An 11,866-nucleotide genomic window follows, 5' to 3' on the forward strand; every position below is an offset into this window, starting at 1 on the left:
ACGCTTCGGAGATTGCATGACCCTGACGACCGCACCCACCATCCTGATCGTGCCCGGCTTGCGGGATCACGTCGAAAACCACTGGCAGACGCACCTCGAACGGCGCCTGCCGAACGCGCGCTCGGTCGCACCGCTCGAAGCCGACAAGCTGAGCCGTGCCGCGCGCGTCGCGGCGCTCGAGGCGGCGCTGGCCGGGATCGACGGCCCCGTGATCCTCGTCGCGCACAGCGCCGGCGTGATGATTACGGTGCACTGGGCGCGGCAGGCCACGCGCAAGATCCACGGCGCGCTGCTCGCGGCGCCGGCCGATCTCGAATCGCCGATGCCCGCCGGTTATCCCACGCCCGATGCGATCGACGCGAACGGCTGGACGCCGGTGCCGACCGAGCGGCTGCCGTTTCCTAGCATCGTCGCCGCGAGCCGCAACGATCCGCTCGCGCGCTTCGAACGCGTCGAGGCGCTGGCGGCAGGGTGGGGCAGCCAGCTCGTCGATCTGGGGGAGGTCGGGCACCTGAACCCTGCGTCCGGCTACGGCGAGTGGCATGACGCCGAACGGCTGATTGGCGAGGTCGTGGCGCTCGGTGAAAGCCGCTCCGATATGACGGATTGACAGGCCGCCATCGCGTGTCTGCGCAGACATTCTGATGCGGTTCGTTGGATGCTATGATTATCAGCAGTGTGGCCGCCGCATGCCAATGCGGGATAAATGGCTGATTAATATCATTTTTATCGGAAATCCGTCATGGCTCCCAAAAGGAAAACGCTGTACGGCGTCGAGCTGAAACCTCGCACGATCATTCGCCCCACGACGGAGGTCAAGGTCTCGACCGAAGCCGAGAAAGGCGACGTGCTGCGTGCAGCACGAAAAGTCATTACCGAACACCGGGACGTGCTGATCGCGCTGAAGGACCGCTGATTTGCTGGATCTCGATTACGTCATCACCATTCACGACGAGATCATCCGGGACCTCGGCGGCCTCAGCGGTTTCGCTCATGCCGGCCGAGGTGGCGTCGAGGCCGCTCTCCATCGTGTCGAAAATCATGTTCATTACGCGGGCCTTGATGACGTGTTCGGTATTGCCGCGACCTATGCCGTCGCAATCGCGCGCGGCCATGTGTTTAATGATGCAAACAAGCGTACCGGCCTCACTTGCGCCTTGACGTATATGGAGCGGCAAGGTATCTCGATTCCTCGCCTTGCCGATCTCGAAGACCTCATGGTCGATGTCGCCGACGGCAGCGTCACGAGCGAGGAACTGGCTGAATATTTCAGTGCGGTCTGGGAATTGTCCCTGTCCCGTTAAAACCCTGCCTCACGCAGCAATTGGCCGGGCGTTCCCGACGCACCGGCCTACGCCAACATACGATGTCCTAACACGTTGCGCTCAACCTGCCGCAACACACCCGGCATCCGCTCGGCCTATTGGATCACACCATCGCAGAAGGGTTTTTGTCAGGGAAAGTCCCGCCCCGCGCGCCGTGGTTTTTTGTTGACCGACATCGTATAACGCCGTCATGATTTCCTGAAAAGAACGGTCCCATCCACCGACCGAAGTGAGGAGACATGAACGCCACCCCGATCGCTCGCCGTGTCCGCCGGATCGCACTCGCGCTGGGTTTCACGCTGTCGGCCGCGGCAGCCGTTGCCGCCCCCGTGTCGCTGAACATCGTCGATGTCGCGGGCAACCTGCAACTCACGCAGAAGGCCATCGAAGCCTTCCGCGACAAGAACCCGAACCTCGTGTCGAACGTTACGTTCACGAACGCGCCCGCGCCGCAGTTGCCGGGCAAGATCAAGGCGATGCAGGCGGCGGGGCGCTCCGACATCGACCTCGTGCTGACGGGCACCGACGCGCTGGCCGCCGGCATCGAACAGAACCTGTGGCTGAAGCTGCTGCCCGACGACGCGGCCGCATTCCCAGGTGTGCTCGACAAATACGCGCCCGGCCCGCGCAAGATGCAGGATCTCGCGCAGGGCTACGGCCTCGAAGTCACCTACATGCCGGCCGGCCCGCTGCTCGAATACAACCCGGCAAAGGTCGGCAATCCGCCGAAGACGCCCGATCAGTTGCTCGCATGGTGCAAGGCGCACCCGAACAAGCTGATCTATGCGCGCCCGGCGAACTCGGGCCCCGGCCGCACGTTCCTGATGGGGCTGCCGTACGTGCTCGGGGACAAGAATCCGCAGGATCCGATCAACGGCTGGGACAAGACCTGGGCGTTCCTCAAGGCGTTGAACGACTGCGTGCCGTACTACCCGGGCGGCACGTCGGCCGTGATGAAGGAGCTCGGCGAGGGCACGCGCGACATGACCGTGACCGTCACCGGCTGGGATCTCAACCCGCGCGCACTCGGCATCGTGCCGGCCGAGTTCAGGGTCCAGGCATTCGATAACATGACGTGGGTCAACGACGCGCACTACATGGTGATCCCGAAGGGCGTGCCGAAGGAAAAACTCGACGTGCTGTTCAAGCTGATGAACTTCCTGCTCGAACCGGCGCAACAGGCGATGACCTACGACGACGGCTACTTCTACCCGGGCCCGGCGGTGAAGGGCGTGACGCTCGAGATGGCGCCCGCGCACAGCCAGGAGGTGATCCGCAAGTTCGGCCGCCCCGAGTACGCGAAGCTGCTCGCGGATCGCCCGCACGTGCAGCCGCTCAACGCGCAGGCGATGGTCGCCGCGTTCCAGAAGTGGGATCGCGAGATCGGTTCGCAGAAGTCGAAGTAACGCATGGACCGGCGGGCGCCGCGGTGCCCGCGTCGACGGAGTTCGCGCAATGAAGCATAGTTTCGAACGGCTGCGGCTCGATGACGTGTGCCGCAGCTTCACCAATGCGCAAGGCGCGCAGGTCGCCGCGCTGGACGGGCTCGATCTCGAGATCCGGCGTGGCGAGTTCATCGCGCTGCTCGGCCCGTCGGGCTGCGGCAAGTCGACCGCGCTCAACTGCATCGCGGGGCTGCAGCCGCTCACGCGCGGCGGCATCTGGCTCGACGACACGCGCATCGACGTGCTGCCGCCCGAGCGCCGCGGCTTCGGGATGGTGTTCCAGAACTACGCGCTGTTTCCGCACATGTCGGTGCTCGACAACGTCGGCTTCGGCCTCAAGATGCGCGGCGTGCCGAAGCAGGAAACGCGGCGGCGCGCGCAGCAGGCGCTCGAACTCGTGCAGCTCGTCGGCCACGAGGGCAAGCTGCCGGGGCAACTGTCGGGCGGGCAGCAGCAGCGCGTCGCGATCGCACGTGCGATCGTGATCGAGCCGCCGCTCGTGCTGATGGACGAACCGCTGTCGAATCTCGACACGAAGCTGCGCATCGAGATGCGCGCCGAGATCCGCCGCATCCACACACAGCTCGAACGCGCGACGATCTACGTGACGCACGACCAGGACGAGGCGCTGTCGATGGCCGACCGCATCGTCGTGATGAAGGAGGGCGTCGTGCAGCAGGTCGCGACGCCGAAGGACGTCTACACACGCCCGCACAACCTGCATGTCGCGCGTTTCATGGGCTATCGCAACGTGCTGCCGTTCACGCTCGAAGGGATGGCCGGCGATTACGTGAATGTCGCCGCGGGCGGGGTGCGACTCACGGGCGTGCCGATGGCCGGGTTCGACGCCAAGGATGTCCTGGTCGCGCTGCGCCCCGACGACATCGAGCGCGCGGACGCAGGCGGCGACAACACGTTCGACGCGACCGTCGAATCGGTCGAGTACGGCGGCCGCGATTCGCTGATCCGCGCGATCACGCCGTTCGGCGCGATCTGGGCGCGCGTCGCCGGCGAATTCACGGAAGGCGAGCCGCTGCGGCTGCGCGTTGCGCCGTCACGCACGCTCGTCTACCCGGGAGCGCCGACATGAGCGGCGTGGCCGCGGCGCGGTTACCCCGGGAGGCCGCATGAGCACGCTCCCGGCCCGCGCGCCACGCGACGCGAAAGCCTGGCTCGTCACGCCCGCGCTCGCGTTCATCGTCGCGCTGTTCATCTATCCGTTCGCGTATGGCCTCGTGCTGTCGTTCCAGCCGATGAACGGCGGCGGCGCGCTCGCGAACTACGTGCAGTTCTTCACCGACACCGCGATGTGGCCGACCGTGCTCGTCACGCTGAAGCTCGCGGTGCCGGCGACGCTGATCAACGTCGGCATCGCGGTGCCCGTCGCGTTCGCGCTGCGCCGCCATTCGCCGTACCAGAAGTTCGTCACGACGCTGCTCGTGATTCCCGTGACGCTCGGCACGGTGCTCGTCGCCGACGGGATGCTCACGTATTTCGGGCCGAACGGCTGGTTTCCGCAGGCGTTGCAGGGGCTGCACCTGTACACCGACGAAGTACGGCTCACGCACAACTACTGGGGCGTGCTGCTGTCGCTGATCGTGTCGGGCTTTCCGTTCGCGTTCCTGCTGATGCTGTCGTACATCAGCGGCATCGACCCGACGCTCGCTCGCGCGGCCGCGACGCTCGGCGCAAACCCGTGGCAGCAGTTCCGCCGGATCTACCTGCCGCTGCTCGTGCCGGGGTTGACGATGGCCGCGTGCCTGTCGTTCGTGCAGGCGTTCTCGGTGTTTCCGTCGGCCGTGCTGCTCGGCGCGCCGGCGGGGCCCACGCGCGTGATCTCGATCGCGGCGGCGGAAGCCGCGTTCGAAAGCTATGACTACTCGCTCGCGTCGGCGATCGCGATCGTGATGGGCTTCGTGCAACTGCTGGTGGTCGCATCGATGCTCGGCGCGCGCCGCTTCTTCTATACGGGCGCGGTGACGGGAGGCAAGGGCTGATGGCGACCGACCAACATGCCGCCCGCACGTGGCCGCCGAAGCACGACGCGCCCGATGCGCGCGGTGAGCGCCCCGTCGACGCGAGGAAACCGCAGAAGATGACAAGCCATCTCGCCGGCCGCGCATGGAAAGCGCTCGTGTGGGGGCTGATGGCGTTCTTCCTGCTGAACGTGATGCTGCTGATCGCGACCGTCGCGGTGAATTCGGTCGCGACGCGCTGGTTCGGCACGCCGCTGCCGCAGGGCTTCACGCTGCACTGGTATGCGAAGGCATGGGAGGACTTCCAGCTCGCGAGCGTGCTGTGGGTGACCGTCGAGGTCGTCGGCGCGGTCGTGCTGCTGTCGATCGCGCTCGGCGTGCCGGCCGCGTATGCGCTCGCGCGCGTGCAGTTCCGCGGCAAGCGCCTTGCGCTGCTGGTGTTCCTGCTGCCGCTGATGGTGCCGCCCGTCACGTACGGGATCCCGATGGCCACCGTGATGTACAAGGTCGGGCTCGCGGGCACGCTGCCCGGCGTGATCCTTGCGAACCTCGTGCCGGCGCTGCCGTTCGTGATCCTCGTGATGACGCCGTTCATCGAGCAGATCGATCCGAATCTCGAGGCCGCCGCACGCATCTTCGGCGCGAACACGTGGCGCTATTTCCGCCACGTGCTGCTGCCGCTGCTGGTGCCCGGCATGCTCGCGGCGGGGCTGCTCGTGCTGGTGCGCACGATCGGGATGTTCGAGCTGACCTTCTTCACCGCGGGGCCGAGCACGCAGACGCTCGTCGTCGCGCTGTATTACGCGGTGTTCTCGACCGGCGTGCGTGCGCCGCAGTCGATCGACGCGATGGCGATGATCTACATGGCCATCACGCTCGTGTGGGTCGTGATCGCGCTGCAGTTCGTGAGCCCGACGCAGCTCGTGAGCCGCGTGAAGCAGGAGCGGCAATAGGCGAGGGCCTGTTCACCTCCAGGGCGACACCCGGGCACGCGGCGCCGCTTGCGCATCCGTGCAATTGGTTACAAATGGATACCGCGCACGACACGCGGACGTTGCAGACTACGCGGCGTTCACCCGATAACGGATACCCATGAAGTTCTACACGCTGCTGACACTCGCCGGGGCATCGACGCTGCTGGCCGCCTGCAACCTGCTCCACGACGGCCCCGGATCGAGCGACGTCGACGCCGCCGTGCGTCGCGCGCTCGAAGCGGAAAACCACGGCGGCCTGAACGCGTTGTTCGGCCAGCCGCTGCCTGTCTCGGCCGATGTCGTGTCGGCGAAGCCCGACGGCGACTGCAAGAAGCTCGGCGAGCGCACGTACTCGTGCGATGTCGTGGTCACGTGGCGCAACGCCGACTACAAGCCCTCGCGCGCGAACCTGACCTTCGTGAAGGCCGCCGACGGCTCGTGGCAGACATCCGGTGTCGACGCGGCGCTCGTGACCGGCACCGCGAAGTCACTGGTCGACGAAATCGGCAAGGCGTGGCCCGGCAATGCGGCGAGCGGCGCGTCGGCGCCGCGGTGACGTAGCCGCGTATTTCGCCGTTTATTCCGGCACGCCGCGGACGCCGGGTTTCCCCTCCGGCGATCAGGACATTCACGCCGGACAGGCGAGCTTCCGGCCGCGTTGCAGGCCGGAAGCCGATACCGTCTTTGAATCGGTCCCGGATCGCGTCATTGTCGCGCGCATTCATCGCGATTCGAATGTGCGAATTTCGGCAAGAAAATAGCGAATTAAAAATCGAATCGAAATTCCGAAAGCACAACGAAACACAGCTCGGCGCGACAACGTTCCTCACGTGAAGTGCAATGCCGTCGATTATCCGCGTTTATTCGCCCTCCGGCTTGCAGTCGCATTTGATGCAACCTATATATATGACTAATTGCTTCGTGCCGCGTCGGTAGTCCGGCATGCGGCGGCACGACCCGATATCTAAGAATCAAGAAGCCGGCGCGAGGGGGAACCCAGCATGGGCAATAGCGTGTCTGTCGCACGAATGTGTTCCGGTACCCGGTTTCCGCATGTATTGCACACGCTTGCCCGTGCCGATCGCCTGGCGTTTGCGCCGATCGTTCGATCCCTTGGCCGGCGCGGGCGGGGCTCGACGGCGCCTGCCGTCGAGCCCGGACACGGCTGCGCGATCCGCCGTCACGCGCGACGCGCGACGTTGCGCCGGACACTGACGCTCATGGCCTGCGTCGCCGCGACGATCGGCCCCGGCGCTTGCCTCGCGGCAGAGCCCGGCGTGACCGACAGCACGATCCGCCTTGGCATGGTCAACGCGCAATCGGGCAATTCGGCGGGCCTCGGGCGCGCGCTGCTGGCGGGTGCGCAGGCCGTGTTCGACGACGTGAACGCGCGCGGCGGCGTGCACGGCAGGAAGATCGACCTGGTGGTCGGCGACGATCGCTACGAGCCCGACAGGACCATCGATAGCACGCTGGACATGATCGAACGGCGCAATGTGTTCGCGCTGTTCGGCTATGTCGGCACGCCGACGACCTCCGCGGTGCTGCCGATCATCCGGGAGGCCGGCATTCCGCTCGTCGGCCCGTTCACCGGCGCGATGGCACTGCGCAAGCCGGTGGTGCCGGAGGTCTTCAACATCCGCGCCAGCTATGAAGACGAGACCCGCGCGCTGGTCGACCATTTCATCGCGCACGATGGCGCGAAACGTTTCGCGGTGTTCTATCAGGACGACGGCTTCGGGCTCGCGGTGCTGGCGGGCACGCGGCTGGCGCTGCAGCGCCATGGCCTCGACGTCGTCGCGACAGGCACGTTCCGCCGTGGGACCACGGCGGTCGACACGGGCCTCGCGTCGCTGCTGGACAGCCAGCCGGACGTCGTCGTCATGGCCGGCCCCTATACGCCGATTGCCGCGTTCATCCGCGCGGCGCGGCGCGAGGGCCTGAAGGCCCGGCTCGCATCGGTATCGTTCGTCGGCACCGACGACCTGCTGCGCCTGGTCGGCGACGAAGGGGACGGCACGCTGATCTCGCAGGTCGTGCCGCTTCCCCAGAACGACCGGGAAGTGATCCGCGATTGCGCACGGCTGATCGAGCAGCGCTTTCCGGGAGAACACGCGGGCGTGGTGCACATCGAGGGCTGCATCGACGCGAAGGTCATGCTGATCGGCCTCGAGCGGGCCGGCCCGTCGCCGACCCGGGCGGCGCTGAAGCAAGCGCTCGAATCGATCAGGCATCTCGACCTCGGCGGCCTGATCGCCGATCTGGGCGCGGACAATCACCAGGCGCTGAACGCGGTGTTCCTCTCCGAAATCGCGCACGGCCGCATCGCGCCCGTGGACGCATCGGCCAGATAACCCGCCGGATGGCCGCGCGCGGGCCGTCCCGATCCCGGAGGCTGCATGGACATCAAGGCCAAGCTTGTCACCGGCACCAGCCTGATGCTGCTGGGTGCGCTGGCGATTTCCGCGGCCAGCCTGATCTCGGTGCACGGCATTGCGTCCGGCGTGCGCACGCTGACGACCGAATCGCTGCCGTTGCAGGTGCGCAGCAACGAACTCCAGCGCGCGTACGCGGAGCTGGCGGTGGATTTCAGCCGGCTCGAACAGGCGCAAGACGCGTCCGAGCAGGAGCAGGCGACCTCGGAGATCGAAACGCAATTGCAGCGGACCGCCGCCCTCACGGCCGCCGTGCGCGCGATCGACGGGCACGGCGGCGACGCGCCGTCCGCCGACCTGCGCACGATGCTGCGGTCGATGAGCGAAGGCGTCGGCCAGCGTCTGCGGGACGAGGCGCGGCTGGGCGCCGAAAGCCGTCTGATCGAGCGCATCCAGACACGAGGCGACGCATTTCTGGGCACGATCCGCGCCGAAACCGAACGGCTGGACAGCCAGGCCGATGCGGCGGTGAGCGACGCGCTGGCGGCCAACACCGCGTACAACCGGACGATTCATGCGCTCGACCAGGTTCGCATGAACATCAAGGACATCATCGGCGTTGCCGCTCGCGTCGACGCCGCGCCGAACCGATACCGGCTCGCCCCGCTGCGGGAGCACCTGCAGGCGGCCATCGACGGTGCGCGCAATGCGCTGACGATCGCGGCGCCGAACCTCGAAGCTGCCGCGACGCAGGACGTCGCGAATACGCTCGGGCGCGTGGCGGCCGACATCCTCGACGGCAACGACGGCCTTGTCACGCTGCGCGGCAGGATGTTCGCGGAGCCGTCCGTCGCGACGCGCTACCACGCCAGGGCGGACAAGGTCCGGCAGTCCCTCGATGCACTGGACACGAAGCTGGCGGAAATCGCCGACCCGTTTGCGTTGCGGATCGTCAAGGCGCGACAGCGTCTCGACGAAACGATCGCGCTCCAGCGGCAGGCGGCCCGGATCCGATACCTGTCGACCGTCGTCAACGGCGGCATCAAGGAGCTGGCGGCCGATCTTCGCATCGTCGCGCAAAGCAAAAGTGCGGAACCGCTCAAGCGCGCCGACGGCGACGCACGGGAGAATCTCGGCAAGCTCGCCGCCGCCGCGAGCGCGCTTCGCGATGCGCTCGTCGCCAGCGGGCAGCGCGAATCGAGCCGCGCGCAGGAGGTGATTCCGCTGGCCGCGGAACTGGCCGGATCCGCACGCCGCATCCTCGCGGTGAGGTCGAACATGCTGTCCAACGACGCGAGCATGCAGCGCATCATCGCGGACGTGGAGACGACCGCGAATCGCCTCGCGGCCTATACGGAACAGGAGGCCGTGCGCGTCGATCTGCAGCAGCGCAGCATCGTGTCGCAGGTCAATCGCGCGGTGACGAGCGCCATCGTGATGATCGCTTCCGTGTCGTATTTGCTCGCGATCGCCAGCCTCGTGATCAGTCATCGCCTCGGCACGTCGATCTCGCGCCCGCTGGGGAATCTGACGCGCACCATGGCCCGCATCCGCAGCGGCAGCGACCTGTCCCTGCGCATGTCCCATCGGGGCCGCGACGAAGTCGCGACCCTGATCGCCGGCTTCAACACGATGCTCGACGAAATCGAGCGTCGCGACATCGACCTGCAGGCGGCAATCGCCGCAGCCGAAACCGCCAATTCGGCGAAGTCGGAATTTCTCGCGAGAATGAGTCACGAGATCCGTACGCCGATGAACGGCGTGCTGGGCATGACCGAACTGCTGCAACGCACGCGCCTGACGTCGAAGCAACGCAAGTTCGTCGACACCGTGTATCGATCCGGTCAGACGCTGCTCATCATCATCGACGACATACTCGATTTTTCGAAGATCGAGGCCGGCAAGCTGACGCTGGAGCGCATCGATTTCAACCTGCACCAATTGCTCGACGATGTCGTCGCGCTGCTGGAACCCAATGCGCAGCGCAAGGCACTCGAGCTGGTATTCCGCAAGACGGATACCGTGCCGCAATGGATGCGCGGCGACCCGGTCCGGCTGCGCCAGATCCTGACGAACCTGATCGGCAATGCAATCAAGTTCACCGAGCGCGGGCAGGTCGAGCTGGCCGTGTCGTATGCGGACGACGGCCGCGTCGTGTTCGCGATCGCCGATAGCGGCATCGGCATCGCGCCGGACGTGGCTGCGCAGTTGTTCCAGCCGTTCCAGCAGGCCGACAGCTCGACCGCGCGCAAATACGGCGGAACCGGGCTGGGGCTCGTGATTTCCCGCCAGCTGGCCGAGATGATGGGCGGCCAGCTCACGCTCGAATCAACGCCCGGCAAGGGCTCGGTGTTTACCGTGACCGCGCGGCTCGAGCCGGCGTCCGGCGTGGTCGACGTCGCGGCGGGCGCGAGGTCGTCGCTGGCGGGATTGAAGGTGCTGATCGTGGACGACAGCGAGACCGATCGCAGCGTGCTCGTCGAACATGCGATCGAATGGCAGCTGTGCGTCGCGACAGCCATCGGCGGCGACGACGCGCTGTCGCAGTTGCGCTCGGCCGTCGCCGACGGCGCGCCGTTCGATCTGGCCGTCGTCGACGTGCGGATGCCGGGCATGGACGGCATCTCGCTCGTTCAGCACATCCGCCACGACGCATCGCTGCGTGCGCTCAGGATCGTCACGCTGACCGCGTTCGAGATGATGGACAGCATCCAGGTCGCGCGCGAACTCGACATCGACGCCCGGCTGACGAAGCCGCTCCATGGCGCCGAGCTTTATATGGCCATCGCGTCGGCGATGCACGTGAGGCCGACGCCGCTGCCGTCGGCCGCGCCGGTGTCCGACGACGCCGGGCCGGACGCGGCGCCGCCGCCCGACGCCGGCTCCGCGCGCGTGCTGCTGGTCGAGGACAACATGGTCAACCAGCAGATCGCGCTGGCGATGCTGGAGGACACCGGCTATCGGGTGGCCGTGGCCGAAGACGGCCGGCAGGCACTGACGATGCTGGCGGACGACGCGTTCGACGTGGTCCTGATGGATTGCCAGATGCCGCTGATGGACGGCTTCGAGGCGACGCGACTGCTGCGGCAGCGCGAAGCGGCATCCGGCGCGCCGCGTCTGCCGGTCATCGCGTTGACGGCCAACGCGCTTAGCGGCGACCGCGAGCGCTGCTTGGCCGCCGGCATGGACGACTACCTGGGAAAACCGTTCCGTCGCGATGCGCTGCTGCAGATGCTCGCGCGCCATGCCCGCGGCGCGGCGTCCGGGCCGGCAATCGCGAGCGGCGACGCAGGACCCCGAGCGGGCATCGAAGCGGCCGCCGAAGCCGGCGAGGCGACCGCCGCCGATCGGGACGGTGAAGCCGACGTGATCGACCGCAAGGCGCTCGACGCATTGCGCGCGCTCCAGCGGCCGGGCCGCCCCGATATCCTGACTCGCATCATCGACCAGTTCACGCTGGATGCGCCGCGGCTGATCGGCGACATGCACGCGGCCGTCGTGGCGGGCGACGCCGATGCGCTGAGGCTTGCCGCCCATACGCTGAAATCGAGCAGTGCGAACGTCGGCGCGCACCTGCTGTCGGCCCGCTGCAAGGCGATCGAGCAGCGGGCGCGCGCCGCCGACGTCGCCGCGGCAGCCGAACTCATCGCCGGCATGGACGCCGAATTCGAGCACGCGCAGGCCGCATTGACAGCGGAACGCATGGTGGAGGATTGAGCGGGCCGCCGGACGAACGCGGTGGCGATCCCGGCGGGTCGAAAACAGGAGAAC

The 11,866-nt window shown here is 67.0% G+C and carries 10 protein-coding genes; all 10 read left to right on the plus strand.

Features of this window, described 5'->3' with window-relative positions; all coding sequences use genetic code 11:
- Positions 1-16: 16 nt before the first annotated feature.
- Positions 17-610, plus strand: a complete 594-nt coding sequence (locus tag ACPTTC_RS09630) for an RBBP9/YdeN family alpha/beta hydrolase (protein WP_423392316.1) — start codon at positions 17-19, stop codon at positions 608-610.
- A gap of 132 nt (positions 611-742) precedes the next feature.
- Positions 743-916 carry a hypothetical protein gene (locus ACPTTC_RS09635; RefSeq protein WP_226200729.1) on the plus strand — a complete coding sequence of 58 codons (174 nt, stop codon included), beginning with the start codon at positions 743-745 and terminating at the stop codon, positions 914-916.
- A gap of 1 nt (position 917) precedes the next feature.
- The gene (locus tag ACPTTC_RS09640) at positions 918-1,304 is read left to right on the plus strand and encodes a type II toxin-antitoxin system death-on-curing family toxin (protein WP_338639469.1); all 387 of its coding nucleotides are present in this window, start codon (positions 918-920) and stop codon (positions 1,302-1,304) included.
- A 260-nt stretch (positions 1,305-1,564) separates the two neighbouring features.
- Positions 1,565-2,731: an ABC transporter substrate-binding protein gene (locus ACPTTC_RS09645; protein WP_423392317.1), complete on the plus strand. Its 1,167-nt coding sequence runs from the start codon at positions 1,565-1,567 to the stop codon at positions 2,729-2,731.
- Positions 2,732-2,780: 49 nt separating this feature from the next.
- Positions 2,781-3,860: an ABC transporter ATP-binding protein gene (locus ACPTTC_RS09650; protein ID WP_423392318.1), complete on the plus strand. Its 1,080-nt coding sequence runs from the start codon at positions 2,781-2,783 to the stop codon at positions 3,858-3,860.
- A gap of 37 nt (positions 3,861-3,897) precedes the next feature.
- Entirely contained in the window at positions 3,898-4,767 is an 870-nt protein-coding gene (locus ACPTTC_RS09655; RefSeq protein WP_175955300.1) for an ABC transporter permease, read from the plus strand.
- Positions 4,767-5,699: an ABC transporter permease gene (locus ACPTTC_RS09660; RefSeq protein WP_423392319.1), complete on the plus strand. Its 933-nt coding sequence runs from the start codon at positions 4,767-4,769 to the stop codon at positions 5,697-5,699. The genes ACPTTC_RS09655 and ACPTTC_RS09660 overlap by 1 nt, the downstream gene beginning before the upstream one ends.
- 139 nt (positions 5,700-5,838) lie before the next feature.
- Positions 5,839-6,276 carry a hypothetical protein gene (locus ACPTTC_RS09665; RefSeq protein ID WP_423392320.1) on the plus strand — a complete coding sequence of 146 codons (438 nt, stop codon included), beginning with the start codon at positions 5,839-5,841 and terminating at the stop codon, positions 6,274-6,276.
- Between the two features lie 664 nt (positions 6,277-6,940).
- The gene (locus tag ACPTTC_RS09670; protein WP_423392321.1) at positions 6,941-8,074 is read left to right on the plus strand and encodes an ABC transporter substrate-binding protein; all 1,134 of its coding nucleotides are present in this window, start codon (positions 6,941-6,943) and stop codon (positions 8,072-8,074) included.
- 45 nt (positions 8,075-8,119) lie between these two features.
- Complete coding sequence (locus ACPTTC_RS09675; RefSeq protein WP_423392322.1) at positions 8,120-11,812, plus strand: response regulator; 3,693 nt, start codon at positions 8,120-8,122, stop codon at positions 11,810-11,812.
- Positions 11,813-11,866: the final 54 nt, after the last annotated feature.

The organism is Burkholderia mycopellens, assembly GCF_964265025.1.
GTDB lineage: Bacteria > Pseudomonadota > Gammaproteobacteria > Burkholderiales > Burkholderiaceae > Burkholderia.

Coding starts and splice junctions, on each gene's coding strand:
- ACPTTC_RS09670 (WP_423392321.1), top strand. CDS start 6,941: ATGGCCTGCGTCGCCGCGACGATCGGCCCCGGCGCTTGCCTCGCGGCA.
- ACPTTC_RS09675 (WP_423392322.1), top strand. CDS start 8,120: ATGGACATCAAGGCCAAGCTTGTCACCGGCACCAGCCTGATGCTGCTG.
- ACPTTC_RS09655 (WP_175955300.1), top strand. CDS start 3,898: ATGAGCACGCTCCCGGCCCGCGCGCCACGCGACGCGAAAGCCTGGCTC.
- ACPTTC_RS09665 (WP_423392320.1), top strand. CDS start 5,839: ATGAAGTTCTACACGCTGCTGACACTCGCCGGGGCATCGACGCTGCTG.
- ACPTTC_RS09650 (WP_423392318.1), top strand. CDS start 2,781: ATGAAGCATAGTTTCGAACGGCTGCGGCTCGATGACGTGTGCCGCAGC.
- ACPTTC_RS09630 (WP_423392316.1), top strand. CDS start 17: ATGACCCTGACGACCGCACCCACCATCCTGATCGTGCCCGGCTTGCGG.
- ACPTTC_RS09645 (WP_423392317.1), top strand. CDS start 1,565: ATGAACGCCACCCCGATCGCTCGCCGTGTCCGCCGGATCGCACTCGCG.
- ACPTTC_RS09660 (WP_423392319.1), top strand. CDS start 4,767: ATGGCGACCGACCAACATGCCGCCCGCACGTGGCCGCCGAAGCACGAC.
- ACPTTC_RS09635 (WP_226200729.1), top strand. CDS start 743: ATGGCTCCCAAAAGGAAAACGCTGTACGGCGTCGAGCTGAAACCTCGC.